Annotated in this window: 17 protein-coding genes; 14 read left to right on the forward strand and 3 right to left on the reverse strand. The window is 39.6% G+C overall.

The genetic code is table 11. The features are described 5' to 3' along the window. Window positions 1-10 precede the first annotated feature (10 nt). Window positions 11-1,546 (forward strand): L-2,4-diaminobutyrate decarboxylase, encoded by a 1,536-nt coding sequence (ddc, locus tag GM698_RS06390; RefSeq protein ID WP_209289116.1) that lies wholly within the window; start codon window positions 11-13, stop codon window positions 1,544-1,546. A gap of 60 nt (window positions 1,547-1,606) precedes the next feature. On the opposite strand, the gene GM698_RS06395 is transcribed toward ddc, so the two are convergent. Then, complete coding sequence (locus GM698_RS06395) at window positions 1,607-2,182, reverse strand: NAD(P)H-dependent oxidoreductase (RefSeq protein ID WP_209289117.1); 576 nt, start codon at window positions 2,180-2,182, stop codon at window positions 1,607-1,609. Window positions 2,183-2,350: 168 nt separating this feature from the next. On the opposite strand from GM698_RS06395, the gene napF reads away from it, so the two are divergent. The 7 genes from napF (at window position 2,351) to GM698_RS06430 (ending at window position 8,683) form a co-directional block, all read left to right on the forward strand. After that, the gene (gene napF / locus GM698_RS06400; RefSeq protein WP_176808965.1) at window positions 2,351-2,875 is read left to right on the forward strand and encodes a ferredoxin-type protein NapF; all 525 of its coding nucleotides are present in this window, start codon (window positions 2,351-2,353) and stop codon (window positions 2,873-2,875) included. A 15-nt stretch (window positions 2,876-2,890) separates the two neighbouring features. After that, complete coding sequence (locus GM698_RS06405; protein ID WP_176807446.1) at window positions 2,891-3,157, forward strand: chaperone NapD; 267 nt, start codon at window positions 2,891-2,893, stop codon at window positions 3,155-3,157. Between the two features lie 42 nt (window positions 3,158-3,199). Then, a complete protein-coding gene (napA, locus tag GM698_RS06410; RefSeq protein ID WP_209289118.1) occupies window positions 3,200-5,698 on the forward strand; it encodes a nitrate reductase catalytic subunit NapA in 2,499 nt (832 codons plus the stop codon). A 113-nt stretch (window positions 5,699-5,811) separates the two neighbouring features. Next, a complete protein-coding gene (napG, locus tag GM698_RS06415) occupies window positions 5,812-6,717 on the forward strand; it encodes a ferredoxin-type protein NapG (RefSeq protein WP_209289119.1) in 906 nt (301 codons plus the stop codon). Next, window positions 6,717-7,595: a quinol dehydrogenase ferredoxin subunit NapH gene (gene napH, locus GM698_RS06420; RefSeq protein ID WP_176809328.1), complete on the forward strand. Its 879-nt coding sequence runs from the start codon at window positions 6,717-6,719 to the stop codon at window positions 7,593-7,595. Before napG ends, napH begins: the two co-directional genes overlap by 1 nt. Window positions 7,596-7,635: 40 nt before the next feature. Beyond that, a complete protein-coding gene (locus GM698_RS06425; protein ID WP_176807442.1) occupies window positions 7,636-8,064 on the forward strand; it encodes a nitrate reductase cytochrome c-type subunit in 429 nt (142 codons plus the stop codon). 10 nt (window positions 8,065-8,074) lie between these two features. Further along, window positions 8,075-8,683, forward strand: a complete 609-nt coding sequence (locus GM698_RS06430; protein WP_176809327.1) for a NapC/NirT family cytochrome c — start codon at window positions 8,075-8,077, stop codon at window positions 8,681-8,683. Window positions 8,684-8,874: 191 nt separating this feature from the next. Here GM698_RS06430 and nhaA read toward each other — a convergent pair whose 3' ends face one another. After that, the gene (nhaA, locus tag GM698_RS06435) at window positions 8,875-10,056 is read right to left on the reverse strand and encodes a Na+/H+ antiporter NhaA (protein ID WP_176809326.1); all 1,182 of its coding nucleotides are present in this window, start codon (window positions 10,054-10,056) and stop codon (window positions 8,875-8,877) included. Window positions 10,057-10,248: 192 nt separating this feature from the next. Here nhaA and GM698_RS06440 point away from each other — a divergent pair, with 192 nt between their 5' ends. From GM698_RS06440 to GM698_RS06455, 4 genes are all read left to right on the forward strand, one after another. Continuing rightward, on the forward strand, window positions 10,249-10,971 hold the full coding sequence (locus tag GM698_RS06440) for a 4'-phosphopantetheinyl transferase superfamily protein (protein ID WP_209289120.1): 723 nt from the start codon (window positions 10,249-10,251) through the stop codon (window positions 10,969-10,971). Window positions 10,972-11,181: 210 nt separating this feature from the next. Continuing rightward, window positions 11,182-12,018, forward strand: coding sequence for a 3',5'-cyclic-AMP phosphodiesterase (gene cpdA / locus GM698_RS06445; protein WP_176807440.1), 837 nt, complete (start codon window positions 11,182-11,184; stop codon window positions 12,016-12,018). Window positions 12,019-12,560: 542 nt separating this feature from the next. Then, complete coding sequence (locus GM698_RS06450) at window positions 12,561-14,060, forward strand: RHS repeat protein (protein WP_209289121.1); 1,500 nt, start codon at window positions 12,561-12,563, stop codon at window positions 14,058-14,060. A gap of 155 nt (window positions 14,061-14,215) precedes the next feature. After that, the gene (locus tag GM698_RS06455) at window positions 14,216-15,769 is read left to right on the forward strand and encodes an ATP-binding protein (RefSeq protein ID WP_209289122.1); all 1,554 of its coding nucleotides are present in this window, start codon (window positions 14,216-14,218) and stop codon (window positions 15,767-15,769) included. Window positions 15,770-15,900: 131 nt separating this feature from the next. Here the strand turns inward: GM698_RS06455 and GM698_RS06460 are convergent, their stop codons facing one another. Next, window positions 15,901-18,510 (reverse strand): hypothetical protein, encoded by a 2,610-nt coding sequence (locus GM698_RS06460; protein WP_209289123.1) that lies wholly within the window; start codon window positions 18,508-18,510, stop codon window positions 15,901-15,903. Window positions 18,511-18,705: 195 nt separating this feature from the next. Here GM698_RS06460 and GM698_RS06465 point away from each other — a divergent pair, with 195 nt between their 5' ends. Then, window positions 18,706-20,277, forward strand: coding sequence for a hypothetical protein (locus GM698_RS06465; protein ID WP_209289124.1), 1,572 nt, complete (start codon window positions 18,706-18,708; stop codon window positions 20,275-20,277). 236 nt (window positions 20,278-20,513) lie between these two features. Beyond that, window positions 20,514-22,073, forward strand: a complete 1,560-nt coding sequence (locus tag GM698_RS06470) for an ATP-binding protein (protein ID WP_209289125.1) — start codon at window positions 20,514-20,516, stop codon at window positions 22,071-22,073. Window positions 22,074-22,187 lie beyond the last annotated feature (114 nt).

Below are 22,187 nucleotides of genomic sequence, written 5' to 3' on the forward strand. Positions count from 1 at the left end.
ATAAATAAATATGTCAAACCTAGAAAAACACAGACAATCTTTGTTCTGTCGCGACCCTGCTTCCATTGCGGATTATGAATCGGCGATGAGCAATGCGGTAAAAGCGGTTTCAAATTGGCTTAAAAACGAGAAAATGTACACAGGCGGTTCAATCAAGCAAATGCGAGCCTTGATTGATGGATTCAAACCAACCAAAGAGGGCATTGGGGTGCAAGAATCCCTTGAGCATTTGGTAGAGATTTTCCTCAACCCAAGCCTGAAAGTTCACCATCCACACTCGCTGGCTCACTTGCATTGCCCGACAATGGTCACCAGCCAAATTGCGGAAGTGTTGATTAATGCGACCAACCAATCTATGGATTCTTGGGATCAGAGCCCCGCTGGTTCAATTATGGAAGAACATTTGATCGACTGGTTACGCCAAAAAGTCGGCTACGGCAACGGCACATCGGGCGTGTTCACCTCGGGCGGCACACAATCCAATTTAATGGGCGTGCTACTTGCTCGTGACTGGGCGATTGCGAGCCATTGGAAAAATGAAGATGGCTCAGAGTGGTCGGTGCAGGCGGATGGTATTCCGCCAGATGCGATGAAAAAAGCGAAAGTAATCTGCTCGGAAAATGCTCACTTCTCCGTACAAAAAAATATGGCGATGATGGGAATGGGCTTCCAATCAGTGGTGACTGTGCCATCTAATGCGAATGCCCAAATGGACGTTGAGGCTCTCGCCAAAACCCTTGCCGAATTAAAAGAAGAAGGTAAAATTCCAGCCTGTATCGTTGCCACCGCAGGCACAACGGACGCCGGAGCGATTGATGATTTAAAAGCGATTCGTAAATTAGCCGATGAATACAACGTTTGGGTACACGTTGATGCAGCGTGGGGTGGGGCATTACTGTTGTCGAAAGATTTCCGCCATTTCCTTGATGGTATTGAGCTGACCGATTCAATCACGCTCGATTTCCACAAGCATTTCTTCCAATCTATTTCGTGCGGTGCTTTCTTGCTGAGAGACGAAGCGAACTACCGTTTCATCGACTACAAAGCAGATTATCTCAATTCAGAATATGATGAAGCACATGGTGTGCCGAATCTAGTGGCGAAATCGCTACAAACCACTCGCCGTTTTGATGCGTTGAAACTCTGGTTTACGGTGGAGGCCTTAGGTGAAGATTTATACGCTTCTATGATCGATCACGGCGTGCATCTTTCGAAAGAGGTGGAAGCCTACATCAACTCAACGACAGGTTTGGAAATGCTTGTGCCAGCACAATTTGCGTCTGTGCTATTCCGAGTTGTGCCAGAAGGTTACCCAGCAGAGTTTGTAGATACCTTAAACCAAAACGTGGCAGATGAACTCTTTGCCCGTGGTGAAGCAAATATCGGCGTGACCAAAGTGGGCAATAATCAATCGCTGAAAATGACGACCTTAAGCCCAATTGCTACGCTTGAAAATGTGCAAGCCTTGTTGAGGCAAGTATTGGCTGAGGCTGAACGCATTAAAGATTCAATTGTTAATGGCACTTATATTCCGCCAATTGATTAACTTGTGAATTGATGACAAGCGGTTAAATTTGTAAAAAAATTGACAAATTTAACCGCTTGTTTATTTCAATATTTCCCAACAAGATTGCTCTACTTCTTGTAAGATCGCCGCGTAATTTGTCTCTTTTAGTCCAACATTGCCAAAATAGTGCATTTTTACATCGCTAATCCCACAAAACTCAAACAACCCTTTGCCAAGAGTGTGTTCAAAGGCACTTAAAAACCCTTTTCTTGCATATTTTTCATTTGAATTACCCAGTGTTACGAATTGTTGCATTTTCTTGCCTGTGAGCAAGCCAATGCTTTCAATTTCACCATTTTGATAAGCAAAATCATAGCTCAATACACGGTCTAAATAACCTTTTAAAACAGCGGGAAAGCCCATCCACCAAAGCGGATAAATAAGTGTGATGACATCAGCTTCTCGCCAATATTGATGTTCTGTTGTAATGTCTGGAGCGTATTGCTGGGAAAGCGTTTGGGTGAACTCATACCAAGTTAGAATAGGGTCAATGTTAAGCTGATAAAGATCTCGCACAATCACATTTGTTTGTGCTGAGCAGGTGATCACTTTTTCTAAAATCGTATGGTTAAAACTGCCTGAGTATGGGTGGGCGTAAATAATGAGATGGTTCATAGTGTTGCCTTTATATTTTATGTAGCCTAGCGGATTTTGTTGATATTTTTTGATGGAAATCAATGTTTTAGCGAATACCTGAGCAAATACCCAATTTGAGGAATGAACGATATTCCGTGAACGTTGGATAATTTAACCTATGATAATGGCATTAAAAATGGTGTTTTCTTGACCAATAACCTTGATAAACCACTTCCTCGCCGTAGCTTTTTACGGGGGCAATTTTTACATTCACTAAAAAGCGAAAAAGTGAGTCAGCAAGGGTACGAGCCAATTCGTCCGCCTTGGTCTAATTTAGCAAATTTTTTAGAAAAATGCACCGCTTGTGGAAACTGCCTTAAGGCTTGTGAAACGCACATTATTGTAAAAGGGGCTGGTGGTTATCCCGAAGTCGATTTTAGCCAGGGCGAATGTACGTTCTGCGAAAAGTGTGTGCAATCTTGTGAAGAGGGTGTTTTTCGAGAGGTTTCAGAAGAGGCGTGGAGCCATAAAATTGAAATTCAAGCTAGTTGTTTATTACAGCTTGGAACGGAATGCAGAAGTTGTGGCGACAGTTGTGAGATGCGAGTAATCCGCTTTCGCCCAAGCTTAGGTGGAATTGTGCAAATGACATTAAATTTAGACAGTTGTAACGGTTGTGGAGCTTGTTTGGGTGTTTGTCCAATAAGTGCGATTACCATTCAGTCACTGTAAAAAACAGGCAATAATATGAGTAGAAAGCTATCTGAAAACGAGAACTGGTATGTGTGTAGCCTTGTCGTACAGGTAAAACCAGAAAAATTGGAAGAGGTTAAAGCTGAGATTCTAAAAATCCCTTTTGCTGAAATTCATGGGGAAAAACTAGATGAAGGCAAATTAGTGGTAACGCTTGAAAGTGATGTACATTTGGCACTTTCAGATCGTATCGATCAGGTGAGAGATATTAAAGGCGTGATTGTGGTGTCTTTGATCTCAAATTACATTGATGAACAGTAGTGGGCTTATTTATTATTTTTGAAGTCAAACGTGGGACATATTATGGAACTCAATCGTAGAGATTTTATGAAAGCAAACGCAGCAGTTGCTGCAGCGGCTGCGGCAGGAATAATGATTCCTGTGAAGAACGTTCAAGCTGATGATAGCGGTATTCGTTGGGATAAAGCCCCTTGCCGTTATTGTGGTACAGGTTGTAGTGTACTTGTTGGTACAAAAGATGGCAAAGTAGTTGCCACACAAGGTGATCCTGATGCAGAGGTAAACCGTGGTTTAAACTGTATCAAAGGCTATTTTTTATCGAAAATGATGTATGGTGCAGATCGTATGCAAGAGCCGATGCTGCGAATGAAAGATGGCAAGTTTGATAAGAATGGCGATTTCACCCCAGTGTCTTGGGAGCAAGCATTCAGCATTATGGCGGAGAAAATCAAGGGTATTATTAAGGCAAAAGGCCCGAATGCAGTGGGTATGTTTTCATCAGGTCAAACCACCATTTTTGAAGGTTATGCGAAAGTAAAACTTTGGAAGGGTGGTTTTCGTTCTAATACGATTGATCCAAATGCTCGTCATTGTATGGCGTCTGCAGCCGTTGCATTTATGCGTACTTTTGGTATGGACGAACCAATGGGATGTTATAACGACATCGAAAAAACCGATGCGTTTGTGCTTTGGGGCTCAAATATGGCAGAAATGCACCCAATTTTATGGAGCCGAATTTCTGATCGTCGTCTGTCAAATGAAAATGTGCGTGTGGTGGTAATGTCCACTTACGAGCATCGTTCATTTGAATTAGCCGATACGCCAATTATTTTCAAACCGCATTCAGACTTAGCAATTTTAAATTATATTGCTAACTACATTATTGAAAACGATAAAGTAAATTGGGATTTCGTAAACAAGCACACTAAATTCAAACGTGGCGAAACCAATATTGGTTATGGTTTACGCCCTGAGCATAAATTACAGCAAAACACTAACGCAAAAACGGCAGGCAAAATGTATGACAGCGATTTTGAAGAATTTAAGAAAATCGTTGCACCATATACACTAGATGAAGCTCACCGCATTTCAGGCGTGCCGAAAGAGCAGCTACAAGCTCTAGCAGAAATGTATGCTGAACCAAACAGAAAAATTGTTTCATTCTGGACAATGGGTTTTAACCAACATACTCGTGGTGTGTGGGTAAACCATATGATGTACAACGTGCATTTATTAACAGGTAAGATTGCATTAGAAGGTTGTGGTCCATTCTCTCTCACTGGTCAGCCGTCTGCCTGTGGAACTGCTCGTGAAGTTGGCACCTTTATTCACCGTTTACCAGCAGATATGGTGGTAACTAATCCAAAACACCGTGAAATTGTGGAAAAATCGTGGAAATTACCAGCAGGGGCGATCCCTGATGTTCCAGGCTTCCACGCAACTGCGCAAAGCCGTGCATTAAAGGATGGAAAACTGAATTTCTTATGGCAGATGTGTACCAACAATATGCAAGGTGGCCCAAATATTAATGAGGAAATCTTCCCTGGTTGGCGTAATCCTGAAAATTTTATTGTGGTTTCAGACCCGTATCCGTCGGTGTCAGCGGTTGCTGCGGATTTAATCCTTCCAACTTGTATGTGGGTAGAAAAAGAAGGGGCTTATGGTAATGCAGAACGTCGTACTCAATTCTGGCGTCAGCAAGTGAAAGGCCCTGCAAATGCTCGCTCAGATACCTGGCAGCTTGTTGAGTTCTCAAAATACTTCAAAGTAGAAGAAGTATGGCCTGAAGAGTTACTGGCAAAAGCACCTGAATTGCGTGGCAAAACCTTATACGAAATTTTATACCGCAATGGTAAAGTGGATAGCTATCAAGTGCCAACCAACATTCCAGGTTATATGAATGATGAAGCGGATCATTTTGGTTACTACATTCAAAAAGGTTTATTTGAAGAATATGCTGAATTTGGACGTGGTCATGGTCACGATTTAGCCGATTTTGAGACTTATCACAAGGTGCGAGGTTTGCGTTGGCCAGTGGTGAAAGATGAAAAAACAGGCGAGTACAAAGAAACTTTATGGCGTTACCGTGAAGGTTACGATCCGTATGTAAAAGCAGGCGAAGGCGTGAATTTCTATGGTAAGCCAGATGGCAAAGCGATTATTTTAGGTGTGCCTTATGAAGCGCCAGCGGAAGCCCCAGATGAAGAATATGATTTATGGTTCTGTACTGGTCGTGTGCTTGAACACTGGCATACTGGTACGATGACTCGCCGTGTGCCTGAATTACACAAAGCATTCCCAACGAATCTTGTTTGGATGCACCCAAATGATGCGAAAAAACGTGGTTTACGTCATGGCGATAAAGTAAAAGTGATTTCACGCCGTGGGGAATATGTGTCGAATTTAGATACACGTGGACGTAACAAATGCCCAGAGGGTTTGATTTATTCAACTTTCTTCGATGCAGGTCAGCTAATTAATAAAGTAACCTTAGATGCGACAGATCCTATCTCATTTGAAACCGACTTCAAAAAATGTGCGGTTAAAGTGGTTAAGGCTTAACAACTCACTCTCCCCCTTGATAGGGGAGAGGGTGAATTTACAAGCGGTTAAATTTACATAAAATTTTGCAAAAAAGGGTAGAAAAATAACCGCTTACATTTAAGGAAACCACAATGAAAATGGATCCAAATCGCCGTCAGTTTTTAAAAAATGTCACCCGCACTACAGCAGGTGTATGCGGTGTTGGTGTAATTTTAGGTCTGCAGCAGCAACAAAGTCTTGCAAGGCAAGGCGTTGCCTTACGTCCGCCCGGCGCGTTGCCTGAACAAGATTTCTTAAGTGCTTGCACTCGTTGTGGTCAATGTGTTCAGGCTTGCCCTTACGATATGCTGCATTTGGCTTCATTAATTTCACCTGTAGAGGCTGGCACGCCATATTTTATTGCTCGTGATAAACCGTGCGAAATGTGTGTCGATATTCCGTGTATGCATGCTTGCCCAACAGGTGCGTTGAGTGAAGATCTTAAAGATATTGATGAGGCGAGAATGGGATTGGCGGTGTTGCTAGACCACGAAACTTGCTTGAACTGGCAAGGCTTACGCTGCGATGTATGCTATCGAGTTTGCCCATTGATTGATAAAGCGATTACGCTTGAAGAGATTCATAACGATCGTACTTCCATTCACGCAAAATTGATTCCAACTGTGAATTCCGAGGCTTGTACTGGATGTGGAAAATGTGAGCAGGCTTGTGTATTAGAAGAGGCGGCTATCAAAGTATTGCCAATGGATTTGGCGAAAGGGCTGTTAGGTCGCCACTACCGTTTGGGTTGGAAAGAGAAACAAAATGCAGGTAAATCATTGATTGAAGATGTTCATCCAGATGGTTTACACCCTGCATTTGAAGCGAGAATGCCTGAAGGTCGCTATGAACCAGTGTATCAACCTATGCAAGTAAAACCTGATGTGAAAACGGCAACGCCAAGTCGTGCTACGCAAAATTATGTGCCTAACTCCACAACAGTGGAGGCTCCCCAACATTTTCCAGATTTTGATCTGAATATGAAGGGGGTGAAATAATGGCATCAAATTCGCCTAAATATGCAGGCTTAGAGGCTCGTCAAAAATTAGGTTGGTGGCATACTAACCGCTTTTTGCTCCTTCGCCGTTTAAGTCAGTTCAGTATTATCTTAATGTTTTTGAGTGGGCCTCTTTGGAATATTTGGATTTTAAAAGGCAATTACAGCGGAAGTTTGTTGCTTGATACTATTCCAATGGCTGACCCACTAATGGTTGCTGAAGTCTTAGCAACAGGCTATCGCCCTGAGTGGACTGTGCTAATTGGTGCATTCATTATAGTTGTGTTTTATGGTGTTGTAGGTAGCAAGCTATTTTGTAGCTGGGTTTGTCCAATGAATATCGTCACGGATGTGGCAGCGTGGCTTAGACGCAAATTAGGTATTCGCCAAACAGCAAAAATTTCACGCAGTTTACGCTTTGTGATTTTAGCGGTAATTTTAATCGGTAGTGCAATTTCTGGCACATTATTGTGGGAATGGATTAACCCCGTTGCCGCCCTCGGTCGAGTGTTTGTATTCGGTTTAGGGGCAACGCTTTGGTTGGTACTCGTCATCTTCTTATTTGATTTGTTGGTGGCGGAACACGGCTGGTGCGGACACCTTTGCCCTATCGGTGCAACTTACGCTTTAATTGGAGCGAAAAGCCTGATTAAAGTTAAAGTAGTAGATAGAAGTCGTTGTGATAATTGTATGGATTGTTACAACGTTTGCCCCGAGCCACAAGTGTTAAGAGTACCACTACACGGTAAATCAGGAGATAGTACAGTGATCTTGTCAAAAGATTGCATTACCTGCGGACGCTGTATTGATATTTGTGCCGAAAATGTTTTTGCCTTTGGAACGCGTTTTCAAGGCAGTATTGATGTAAAAAATATTTAATTTTTCTTTTAAAAGAATTCTAATATGGAGTGAACTTCAAATGAGAAAATATCTTGCCCTAACTTTAGTCGCAATGGCTGGCTTTGTAATGGCAGAAGCCCCTAAGTTGTCTGGCTCTATTGATGACACAACGGAAAGTGTTGCACCTGGGTTTTATAACCCACAAAAAGATACTGGCAATATCCCGACCACTTTTCCATTCCAACCACCACTTGTACCACATAGCATTCGTGGTTTACAAGTGAGTAAAAACGTGAACCACTGTTTGGGCTGCCACGCGATTGAGCCGTCTAAAACCACAGGAGCAACCCGTTTACCGCCAAGCCATTTTATGGATCGTGACGGTAATGTTCACGAAAATGAATCGCCAAGTCGTTACTTCTGTTTGCAATGTCACGTACAACAAACAAACGTAAACCCGATTGTTCAAAATAAATTTGAGTCTGTACGACAAACGCAAGGTAAATAAGGAGTAAGCAATGATAAGAAGATTTTATAGCTGGTTACGTCGCCCAAGTAGAATGGCAATTGGTTTAGTAATTCTACTTTCTGCATTAGGTGGTATTTTTGCGTGGAGTGGTTTTAATGCTGGGCTTGCTTATACAAATACGGAAGAGTTTTGCTCAAGCTGTCATATGAACGATGTGGTACCTGAATACCGTGCATCGGCTCACTATTCAAATCGTAGTGGTGTGAAGGCAATTTGTTCAGATTGCCACGTTCCACACGAATTTTTTCCGAAATGGAAACGTAAAATTATTGCAGCGAAAGAAGTCTATGCTCACTATACTGGTAAAGTGGATACTAAAGAGAAATTTGAAGCACACCGTGGTGAAATGGCAATGCGTGAATGGGAGCGTTTGAAAGAGAATAATTCACAAGAGTGCCGTAATTGCCATAACTTTGAAGATATGGACTTCACCCAACAAAAAACGGTAGCACAGCAAATGCACACCTTAGCACAAGAACAAAATAAAACGTGTATTGATTGCCACAAAGGAATTGCACACAATCTTCCACATATGCAATCAATTCAGAAAAACTTTATTCCTGATGATTTATTGAAAAAATCAGAAGAGAAAAGATAGACTCTCAATATTAATCTGCCCCTAAAAGTGGAATTAAACCATCCACTGATTAAGGGCAGTACATAAATCTACTTACCTAAATTTAAATTATCCATCATACAAACGGTCAAAAATGCGGAATTTTTTACCAGACACATTGTATTTTCTATCATCATTAATTTATTTAGCTGAGTTATATAAATTATCTACAGCTAGTGATTTAATTCTACATTTTTACGGGTGGCTATTTTTAATAAGGTATAACCTAAAATAGCAGAAATTGCTGAGCCAAGTAAGATACCTAAACGAGCAAGAGATGTTACGGTTTCGCCTGCTGTACCTACATCAAATGCGAGACTGGCGATAAACATTGACATAGTAAAGCCGATACCACACAGCACTGCAATCGCAAAAATTTGTTTGAAATTAACACCTTGAGGTAAACTTGCAAAGCGGAATAATACGGCCAAATAGCTAAAGCCAAACACGCCAATTGTTTTACCTATAATCAAGCCTAACGCAATCCCCATTGGCAGTGGTGAAGTTATTTGCTCAATCCCCATACCTAATAATGACACGCCTGCGTTTGCAAAGGCAAAGACGGGTAAAATCATAAATGAGCACCAAGGTACAAGAATATGCTCCAATTCCTCTGCTGGACGTTCACCATTTTTATCTTTTAGCGGTATGCAAAAGCCGATAATAACACCTGCTAAAGTAGCATGAACACCTGATTTCAGCACGGATGTCCACAAAATCAAACCAATAAAGATATAAGCACATAATGAGCCTACTTTAAAGCGGTTAAGAATCACTAGACCAAGAATCGCAATACCCGCAATAGTAAGAGCTTGTACGCTGATGTCTTGAGAATAGAAAAGTGCAATGACAACAATGGCACCTAAGTCATCAATAATAGCCAGAGCTAATAAGAATATTTTTAATGCCAATGGCACTCGAGTACCTAATAATGCAACAATACCAACAGCAAATGCAATATCCGTTGCCATTGGAATTGCCCAGCCTGAGTGGTATTCTGAATAGTCTTTATTAATGAACCAGAAAATCAATGCTGGTACAACCATTCCGCCAATCGCTGCCACCGCAGGGAAAGACGCATTTTTAAAACTTGAAAGAGAGCCCTCAAACAGCTCCTTTTTCACTTCTAAACCCACCAAAGTGAAGAAAACTGCCATAAGCCCATCATTTATCCAAAGCAATAATGGCTTAGTTAAGGCAAAGTCACCAAACTGGAAACTCACATTGCTTTGTAAGAAGTCAAAATAAACATCACTTAGTGATGAATTTGCCAGTATAATTGCCGCAAAGGCAAAAATCAGCAGTAAAATCCCCCCTGCTGCTTCCGATTTCAAAAGTAAAAGTAATCTTCCCACTTAAATTCTCCTATTCATTTTTATATACTTTTCCATACAATTTATTTTTTACCAAAGATTTCCCTAAGATCAAATAGAAAATTTGATAAACTGGGTAGTAATTCTCTCTTTGTGACTCTATATGAGTAAAAATCCAACAATCTGTTGATATTTTGTTACAAAATATAGGCTTACATACAAGCGGTCTTTTTTATGGAAAATTTTACACATTTTGAGATTGTTTTTATTCATAGGCAAGCAACATTACCGAGTGATTTTCACTTTCCGCAAATGCCAGAAAATTTAAACGAAAAACAAATTCAGAAATGGCAGAGCCGCCGAGCCGCCCACTTTTTGCTTACGGAGCTCTTTAGGAAATATCACTTAGATTTGAGTTTATTAAAGCATATTCAACATACTAAAAGTGGCAGACCCTTTGTCAATTCTGAGCAGATCGACTTTAATATTAGCCATTCGGGTGATTGGATAGCGGTCATTTTTTCATATTCTTTTGCAAAATTGGCAGTGGGGATTGATATTGAACATCCGCAGAAAAAAAGACGCTATGCGGATCTTATTCGTCATTATGCAAACATAGAGGAACAAGCGATATTGCTAGATGAGCACTGTCCATTATTCGATAATCTTGCACAGCGTTTTTATTTAAGTTGGTGTTTGCGAGAAGCTATTTTGAAATCGCAAGGCGTAGGGATTGTAAAATTATCGGAAGTAACACACCTTCCGCTTAAAAAGCAGATTTTTTCCAACTATTGCCCAAGCGGTAAACTACATTTTGTCAGCGGGCTACCATTTTATTTAAGCTACTTCTATCAGCAGCCGCAAAATATGCTATTATCCGAACCCTTTTTATACCATTGGCAAAATGGGCAGTTTCAGCCTGTTGAGTGCGAGTCGCTGGTTTATGATGTCAATTAAAGGTAACAAATACCTTATTTAAGCCACTCAAATATGATTAAAACATTAGAAAATGTATAGGAATATTACCTTACACTCTTTAATAACAAAAAATATCTGAATTTCATCCACTTTTTTTAAAAAATGAGGCATAGCACACATTTTTTGTCACCGCTTACTGGTAAAATCTGGCGAGTTAAATTTTATGAAACATTGAATAGGCACAAAAGAATGAGCGAACACTTCAGGTTACCAATAAACGACACAGTTCGATTATTGCACATAACCGATCCGCACCTGTTTTCTCACACAGAAGAAACACTGCTCAATGTCAAAACAATCAAAAGCTTCTCAGCAGTTATTGAGCAGATAAAAAAACAAATTGAGCAAACCAAGCAAGGTTTTGATTTAATTCTTTCAACGGGGGATTTAATTCAAGATCAGAATATTGCTGGGTATCACTATTTTGCTCAACTGACCGAGCCACTAAAAACCCCTATCGTCTGGTTAGAAGGTAATCACGATGTTCAGCCATATATGAGCCAAATTTTGGGAGAATATTCGCATATTTTGCCACACAAGCAAATTTTAATTGGCGACAGATGGCAACTGCTTCTACTCAATACACAAGTTGCTGGAATGCCTTATGGCGAGCTGAGTTACCGCCAACTTAAGTGGCTAGAAGAAAAATTAAATGAAAACCCTAAACGCTTCACTTTAATTGCATTACATCACAACATTTTGCCAACAAACTCTGCCTGGCTTGATCAGCACAGCTTAAAAAACAGCGATGAATTGGCTAAAATTTTACAACCCTTTGATCATATCAAAGGCATTGTACACGGTCATATCCATCAACAGGTAGATGATATGTGGAACGGCATTCCTATTTATGCTACGCCTTCCACTTGTATTCAATTCAAACCAAATTGCAATCAATTTACCTTAGACTTATTGCCTCAAGGCTGGCGAGAAATCCTACTCTATGAAAATGGAAAAATAGCAACTACAATCAAGCGGTTAAATTCCAATGATTTTTTACCAGATCTGAATGCAATTGGTTACTAAAAAATAGACCCTTAATAAATATTGATTAAATAATGCAATATGGTTTTGTAACCTGAATAGGTTGATGGTTAAGAGACCGATTTTTCCTATATTGAAGATAAAATTCGATCACTGGTTATTTGAAAGGTTGGGGTGTTTAGTCCCTCTTTTACGCAAATCATGTCTAGAGCTTTTTTCACACGTTTTACAAGCGGTCGTTTTTTTCTAAACATTTGCAAAATAATTTACAAATTCAACCGCTTGTTATCTTTAAAACGGATTCAATGTTTTAACATCAAACGCCACTTCTCGAGTATCCTTATTAAGCTTCCCCCAATTGTTTACAATAAGCCTCGTCAGCTTAAATCAATTAAAACAAAAGCTCAAAAAACAATCATTTGCTCCATTTGATAAAAAATAAGAAAAAATGTTAGAAAATATAAATTCATCAAAATATTATTTGAGGGCAGGTAAAATCTGAGTAATTACCTTAAATCATTCTCTTTTAAGTATCTGATAAGATCCATTATCAGCAGTTTGATAGTCTGGGTAGGGTGAATAAGGTGTTAGTGGACAACGATGCCAAAACTGCTACTGGGAAATTACAGCAACATGATAAAGGTCTGGCAGAAGGCATAGATCAAGTATTGAAATATGGTTATAACCTAAAAGGTGAACAAACCTTACTGGAACGAGATAACAACGTAGATGGTACATACGACTACCGTGAATCGTACACCCTAGATCCAAATGGTCAGCAAAAGTTAAAAGAAATTGATTTAACCAATGACGGCCAATTCGATAAAAAAGAGGAGTATACAAAAGAAGCAGATGGCGGCTTGGTGCAAACCCATTTCTACAACTTAGTGGATGGTAAAGAGGTTCTCACGAAAATTGAGGATTACGAGCTGAATGCGAATAATCAACGTACGAAGTTATCGTTAGATACGTTAGGTGACGGTTCAATCAACGCTATCACAAGATATGACTTGGATGCACTAGGACGTATAGAAAAAGCCTATTTTGATACCGAGGGGGACGGTAATGCTGACCGAGTAGAGAGCTATACTAAGGATGCAAATGGAGATAACTTGCGTGTTGAGATAAGTAATACTGCAGGAGAAATCCAGGTTGTCAGAACCTATGAGCGAAATTCTCTTGGTCAAGTTATCAAATATGAAATTGATAATGGTAACGATGGCATTATTGATCAACGTTTTGAATATGCACGAGATGAATATGGCAATGAAACAGGATATAAATTATATTCTTATAATAGTGAAAAGAAAGCATTGGAACTTACTCAAACTGTAAATAGAGTATTTAATGAGCTTAATCAAATTCACATCACTAGTGCTTCATATACTGATCCTACTCGAAATTATCAGGCTGTTTATAAATATGATGATTTTGGCAGACGTATCTCTGAAACTTACACAGGAGCTAATAACTATATTTGGGAATATACTTATTATGATGATGGTAAGGTTCAATCACGTCAAGACAAAACTCTTGATGGTAAGCCAACCAGTAAAACGGTTTATTTAGATTATTATCAGGCATTTGAGAGTGTAGCTAATAATATGGAAAATTATAATACTAATGGAGTTTTAACTCTTAAATCTCGTTTCTTGATTAATGAGGGCGGACAAGTCATTAGCTCTTTACTTGATAATCCGAATAATGGTAACGGCGATGGTTGGGAGAGCTTTTTATTTGGTAACCGTAGTGCTGTGACTAATTTTAATATATCTCAAGATTTTACTACTTGGTCAACAGAGAAATTAGCTGAATTAGGCACATCACTAAGTCTCATTCGAATGGGGAACGGTGGTGTATCTGAACTCACACTGAATGCCGAAGTGGTAGCGAAAATCAGTAATGGTGGCTTAAGAGTGCAAGGTGCTTCCGATAAGAACGATGTTCTCAATCTCTCAGGTTTTAAGAAGGCTTCAAGCAGCAGCGTAAAAGGTTACGACCTCTACACTGCAACTGTTGGTGAGGAGGACTTAAATCTTTATGTTCAAGCGAACGATAGTATTACCGTGCACATTATCGGTTAATCATTAAATCGTAGCTCAAAATAAACCAAAGTCCCATATTGCTATGGGGCTTTTTCATCTCTTTACGCTTTCTACAAGCGGTCATTTTTTACTAAACTTTTTCAATTCTGCTATAATCCAACCTATCATCATTCCCCTATTTTCGGAGAGAAAATATGAAAAAACAACTCCCTATCGGTATTCAAACTTTTGCAGAATTAGTTCAAGAAAACTATTATTACGTGGATAAAACACGTCAAATCCTTGAGTTAATTGAAACGGGAAAATTTATTTTCCTCTCCCGCCCTCGTCGTTTTGGGAAAAGTTTAACGCTAGACACCATTGCCGAGCTATTTTCTGCTAACAAATCATTATTCACGGGTTTATATGCTGAAAAAAATTGGGATTGGGATAAAAAATATCCCGTGATTCGCCTTAGTTTTGGTACTAATGTGACGTTTGATGATAAACGTTTAGTACAAATTATTAATGAAAAATTAGAGGAACTGGAAGAAATCCACAACATTTCCGCAAAACCGCATTTATCCGAAGCAGCTCGTTTTCAGCGGATTATCAAACATATTCACAACCAAACTGGGCAGAAAGTGGTCGTACTGATTGATGAATATGATAAGCCGATTTTGGATAATTTATCGAACCCAGAACAATCTCTTTTAGCACGAAATCGTTTACGTGATTTTTATAGCGTACTGAAAGAAAACGATGCATTTTTACGTTTTGCAATGCTCACAGGCGTCTCCAAATTCAGTAAAATCAACCTATTTTCAGGCTTAAATAACCTTTACGATGCGACCTTAGACAAGCAATTCTCCGACTTATGTGGCTACACCCAATCTGAATTAGAAAACGTGTTCTCGCCTGAATTATCAGGTGTGAATTTAATTGAGCTGAAGAATTGGTACAACGGCTACAACTGGTCGGGGGAGTGTGTGTATAACCCTTTTGATGTGTTGTTTTACTTCCAAACCCGCATTTATCAGCCTTATTGGTTTGAGACAGGTTCTCCCACCTTTTTGATTGATAAATTAATCAATGAAAAGGTGGATTTAGGGAGAATTACCCAGCAAATTTCGGATAATCATTTGCTTTCTCGCTTTGATGTGGGCGATATTAGCCCGATTGCGTTAATGTTCCAAACCGGTTATCTGACAATCAATCAACAAGTAGAACGTTTAGGCAAAGTGGGTTATACCCTAAAATTCCCGAATAAGGAAGTGCAGCAAAGTTTGAGTGAATTATTACTCAGACGGTTTTTGCATAAAAAAGATGCGGGGTTAGAGTTAAATGCTTATTTATACGATGCCCTGATTCAACACGATGTAGCCCGAATGCAGCTCGTGCTGAAAGCCTTTTTTGCCAGCATTCCGCACGATTGGCATAGAAATAACCAAATTGCTTATTATGAGGGGTATTGGGCGAGTGTGTTTTATGCCTATTTTGCCAGCCTTGGTTTTCCGATTATCACAGAAGACGCGACCAGCGTGGGCAATATTGATATGACGTTGCTCGTAAATAACCACGTCTATATTTTTGAGTTTAAAGTAGTGGGTAAAGAGGTGAAAGAAAGCCCGCTCGGGTTAGCGTTGGCACAAATTATCGACCGAGATTACGCGAAGAAATACCAAGGTCAAGGCAAGGTCATTTATCAAATCGGCGTGGAGTTTAACAAAGACAACCGAGAAGTCGCGTTTGATATTGCTTACGTATAAAAAAGTGATGACAAGCGGTTAAATTGGGCAAAAACTTTGCAAATTTTTAGGAAAAAACGACCGCTTATAGAGAACGTTAAACGAAAAAAGCCCCATAGCAATGGGGCTTTAGTTTATAGAGCAAACACCACTTACAGCATATTCACCACAATATCAGTGTCAATCTGCAAGGTGTAGGTTTCACCGTCCACCGTGGTGGTGTATTGGTGGAACTCGTTTGAGCCTGCTTTGACGGTAGCGGTTTGTTTGGTGAACTCGCCGCTGTCTTTCAGGTTCACGATATCAGTCGCATCGCCGTTAATCCGTAGGGTTGGATTTTTGGCAAGTTTTGCGACAACATCGTTGTCTAGTGTCAGCTCAGTTTTAGCCAGATTATTAGTGAGGATAACCTCTACTACTTTACCTTTTGCATTGTCTAGGAATTCCCCCCATTTTTCAGAGGTATAATCGTCATTTGTTGAACGATTTCCACCGAAGCCATAACGTACTATCGTTTCATCTCGAGCAATATTGGTATCTAAATAACCAATATATTGTCCACCAGCTTCTGCGTCTTGGTACATGAACTTATAGACACTGGTTAACGTCTCCCCACGGTAGTTTTCAGCCGTATCACGACTGCTAGTTTCGCCAATGTAGGAAATTTTTTCCATTGTTTCATCACTATCAAATCTACCATTATTATTTCTATCAGCAAATGATGCTATATTTCTATTTAGTTCATCATAAGTGTAAATATTAGTAACTTTAGTTTCTCCATTTGATGTTACTTGGGTCAACACTCGGCTAGCTAGCTTATTGGTAATACTATCTGCATAAGTATGCTCAAGCTTGACATCACCATTATCCCAGACATTATTACCATTTCTGTCTTCCCAAATGGTTGCCGCTCTACCAAATTCATCTCTAGTATAAATTACGTTATTTGCAACTTGAGTTTCAGTACTATAGTGAATCCCTTTCATGAGTTGAGAGTATTCATTGTATAGATACTCGATCTTGGTCGTTAACGTACCATCTGCTTGGTAAGTACGAATGAATTTATCGCGTCCATACAGATCTCTTTCAACAGTTCTTGTTGCATTGACATCGATATTATCTCCTAATACGTCAGTCTTCGTATCAATAAGGTTTCCATACGAATCATACTGATAGCTTTCAACACGCTCAAACCCATCCTTCGCAGAGTCTGTGTCAAACTCACGCGTTGCCTGACGACCGTAGATGTCATGAGTGTACTTATTGGCAGAAGATTGTTCAAATTTTCCGCTTTCTTCAATTTTCACTTGTGAACGGTCTTCTACTTTTTGGCGACGTTCGTTGTACACGTTATCGGTTATGTTGGTAAACTTATCAGCCCCCGCTTCTCCCGTGTTATTGGTGCGAGTTTGGACTACGTTACCGTATTCGTTGTGGGTGTTTTCCACAATTCTGTCGATACCGTTTACCGTTACTTCTTTGCCGTTGAGCATAATCGTGTGGCTATGACCTGTCGGGTTCGGTTTGCCGTTGCTTAACACATCATTATTGGTGTTGTCATAACGGGCAATTTCACGTCCTAACGCATCACGCACATAGTAGCTTACGCTTTCAGCGTGCTCTTTACCGTCTAGGTTGCTTGTACGCTCGTAAACTCGGTTGTTTCCATCGAGTTTTTGCTCGTAGTAGCGTTCGATACCAACCACTTCACGCCCGTCTTTAAGCGTATGGGTTGTACCTGTGATTTGGGCTTCACCGTCCACGGTTTTGGTGGTGTCGTTATCCAAGTTTTGGTATTCACCAATACGGTTGCCGTTTGCATCTAACTCATAGTGGTACACACGGTCATCCCCGCCTTTCGCATCTAGGTTGAATTTTTCAGTAATCACACGGTTTTGGCCATCACGCTCATAAGTGGTAAAGTTGTCAATACCTTCAAGAGTACGTTTACCACCATCTAGTGTGATAGTCTCGCCTGTTTTCTTCTCTAACGCTTTGCCATCTTTGATGTCGTTATCACGGTTGTAATAAGCACCCTTAACTTGACCGCTTGCTTTATCCACATCACGGTATTCGATTTCATCAAACTCACCTTTTCCATCAAAGTTTTTATTTATTTGAATAGCCTGCCCGAGTTCGTTGTATTCATACGTTTCATAACGGTCTGCGCCTTTCAATGTACGACCATCATTTAACTTAATAGCGTCATCTTGGTCTTCTTGGCCTTTTTGGTCTTTATTACCCGAGCCTGTCTTAGCGTTATTGTCTAAGTCATAGTAACGACCTTTCTCACGTCCGTATTCGTCACGTTCGATGTGAACCACTTCTTCCGCTGCACCCTCTGCATTGGTGTTACGGTCGATTTGGATGGTTTGACCGTTTGCATTGTGCTTGTAGGTTTCATAGCTATCGACACCTTTTAGCTCAACCTCTTTACCGTCGATGGTGACTTTAATGGTTTTACCTGTACCTTCCGTGTTGTCGTTATCTGTATATCTCGCCACTGCACGAGCATATTGGTCTAACACAAGGTAAGATTTGGAATTCGTTTCGCCATTACCATTGTTGTCGTATTCAACCCTCAAGGTTTGACCTTTGTCGTTAAGACCGAAAGTTTCGATTCTGTCGACACCTTCAATTGGCTTACCATCGTTATCCTTGTGGGTATTATGACCTGTGGTTTTTTTCGCATCATTGTCCACTAACACCTTCTGAACCCTGCCTAGACTATCAAACTGCTGATAATGGATCTTATCAGGCACTCAACAGTAAATACTCTATATTATTACATTGGCTTTTCGTACCTACAAAAATACATTCTAATGAATTTTTATTCTCCCTTCTTTATTTATCAAATGGAGTGCTTGATTGTTTTTTGAACTTCCATGTTAACCAATATAATCCGACTGAATTTCGCTTTTTTAAGGCTGTATTTTATGGATTAAAGATTAGGTAGAGTGCCTGATAAGATCCATTATCAGCAGTTTGATAGTCTAGGCAGGGTTCAAAAGGTGTTAGTGGACAATGATGCCAAAACTGCTACTGGGAAATTACAGCAACATGATAAAGGTCAGGCAAAAGGCATAGACCAAGTATTGAAATATGGTTATAACCTAAAAGGTGAACAAACCTTACTGGAACGAGATAACAACGTAGATGGTACATACGACTACCGTGAAGCGTATACCTTAGATCCAAATGGTCAGCAAAAGTTAAAAGAAATTGATTTAACTAATGATGGTACTTTTGATAAAAAAGAGGTTTACGTCAAACAGCCTGATGGTGGCTTAGAGCAGGTTACTTTCTATAATTTGGTTAATAAAAATGGAAAAGTTGAGGACGTTAAAACGCACATTGAGTCTTATGAACTCGATCCAAACAATCATATTGAGAAGGTATCATCAGATACGTTAGGTGATGGTTCTATTAACTCAGTTAGCAAATATGACTTAGATCCAGCTGGAAATATAGAAAAAGCCTATTTCGATACTAACGGAGATAGTAAAATCGATCGTATCGAAACCCATACCCGAACAAATGGCCTAGTTACACGTACAGAAGTACACGATAGCGAAAACAAACTCCAAGAAATTGTTACTTATGAGTATCTTCCATCTGGTCAAGTATCTCTCAAACGTGTTGATACCAGTGGTGATAAATCTATTGATAAGGAGTATAGATATACTTACGATAACCATGATCGAGAAACAAGAAGAGAAGAATATAGTTACAGTCCGAAAGAGAAGAAATTAGCTCTCTCTGCTGTCCACGAGAATACATTTGATCCTAATAACAATATCGTTAATTATAAAATAACTTACTCTAATGGGAAATCGAATGAGAATAACTATATTATTGATGATTATGGAAGAATTAAGGAAAAGACAGTATCAGGTATTAATAATTTCTCTTCGAAGAATGAATATAATACAGACAATACTGTTAAGACCACAACAGAATATAAACCCGATGGTAAATTCTCCGTTAAGAATGTCTTTAGTGAATATGATGTACTAGGTAACTATACAAAAGTTGACAGATATTATTCAGAAAACGGTGAAAAGACTCAAACATGGTCTCTGATTAGAGATCCTAATAGTGGACAAATACAGCATACCATTGTTGATGACACTAAAACAGGCGATGGGGCTGATAAATTTACGTTTGGTACTTACGGTGCGAATCAATCATTCCACTTTACCCAAGATCTCACTACTTGGTCAGAAGAGAAACTTGCACTATTAGGCGCCTCTCTAAAAGAGATTCAGCTTGCAAATAACTCGATTTCGACTTTAACATTAGATGCCAATGTGGTTGCTAAGATCAGTGAAGGTGGATTGAAAGTAAATGCAGGTAACGATAAGAATGATATTCTTAACCTATCTGGTTTTGAGAAAGCAACGGATGGTGAAAAAATTAAAAACTATGATCTTTATACCGCAACAGTAGGTAGCGAAAAATTGAATCTCTATGTACAAGAGGGTATTAGTGTGAATCCTGATATTCATTCGGATCTTGTTGTTGGCTAAATATTAATCTATATACTATTCATTAACCAACCCCTCAGTAGCAATACTGAGGGGTTTTTAATTGAAAATTACCCGCTTGTGCTATCAGGTCAACGGAAAATCTCATATTACTTGAGCAGAACGTAGTCTGAGGATTTTTTATTTCACGCTTTCTACAAGCGGTCATTTTTTACTAAACTTTTTCAATTCTGCTATAATCCAACCCATCATCATTCCCTTATTTTCGGAGAGAAAATATGAAAAAACAACTCCCTATCGGTATTCAAACTTTTGCAGAATTAGTTCAAGAAAACTATTATTACGTGGATAAAACACGTCAAATCCTTGAGTTAATTGAAACGGGAAAATTTATTTTCCTCTCCCGCCCTCGTCGTTTTGGGAAAAGTTTAACCTTAGACACCATTGCCGAGCTGTTTTCTGCTAACAAGCCGTTATTCACGGGTTTATATGCTGAAAAAAATTGGGATTGGGAAGCGAAATATCCGGTCATTCGCTTTAATTTCGCCAAAGGTGTGGCGAAGTCGAAAGTCACCATTGAGGAGCTGCTTTTCTCACAGCTCCAACAAAATGCAAAGCAGTTTGGCGTAGCGTTAGCCAACTATGTTGGGTTAGGCACCTTGTTTGATGATTTAATTAACAAGATTGTGGAAAAACATCAACAAAAAGTAGTGGTATTAATTGATGAATACGATAAAGCCATTTTAGATAACCTAGAAAATGCAGAACTTGCGATTGAAATGCGAGATATTTTGCGAGATTTTTACTCGGTGATTAAAGGTCAAGATGCGAATATCCGTTTTGCGATGCTAACAGGCGTCTCCAAATTCAGCAAAATCAACCTGTTTTCAGGCTTAAATAACCTTTACGATGCGACGTTTGACAAACAATTCTCCGCGCTTTGTGGCTACACTCAATCTGAGTTGGAAAGTGTGTTTGCACCCGAATTGGAGGGGGTGGATTTACTTGAATTAAAAAACTGGTATAACGGCTATAACTGGTCGGGAGAAAGTGTATACAATCCGTTTGATATTTTGCTGTTCTTTTCCAATAGTGACCGTATTTACAAGCCTTATTGGTTTGAAACGGGATCGCCAACGTTTCTAATTGATAAGCTAATCCAAGAAAATGTGGATATGGGAAAAATCTCACAAGATATTTCTGATGATATGCTATTGTCGAAGTTCGATGTGGGGGATATTAGCCCGATTGCGTTAATGTTCCAGACAGGCTATTTAACGATAGATAAGGTGATTAACACTTTTGATGGTGTGGGGTATAAACTGAAATACCCTAACAAAGAAGTGCAACAAAGCCTCAATGTGATGTTGTTACGCCGTTATTTACATAAGTATGAATCAGGCTCAACCTTGCGTTCACATTTATACGACACTTTAATTCAACACGATGTAGCCCGAATGCAGCTCGTGCTTAAAGCCTTTTTTGCCAGCATTCCGCACGATTGGCATAGAAATAACCAAATTGCCTATTATGAGGGGTATTGGGCGAGTGTGTTTTATGCGTATTTTGCGAGCCTTGGTTTTCCGATTATCACAGAAGACGCGACCAGCGTGGGCAATATTGATATGACATTACTGGTTAATAACCACGTCTATATTTTTGAGTTTAAAGTGGTAGGTAAAGATGTGAAAGACAGCCCGCTCGGGTTAGCGTTGGCACAAATTATCGACCGAGATTATGCGAAGAAATACCAAGGGCAAGGCAAAACTATTTACCAAATTGGGGTGGAGTTTAATAAAGATAGCCGAGAAGTGGTATTTGATGTAGATTGCTTATAAAAAGTAATTACAAGCGGTTGGATTTTGCAAGAAATTTGCAAATTTTTAGTGAAAAAAGACCGCTTGTAGGAAGTTCGAAATGGAAAAAAGCCCCATATTGATCTGATCTGCACC

Source organism: Mannheimia sp. ZY171111 (assembly GCF_017750945.1).
GTDB classification, from domain to species: Bacteria; Pseudomonadota; Gammaproteobacteria; order Enterobacterales; family Pasteurellaceae; genus Mannheimia; species Mannheimia pernigra.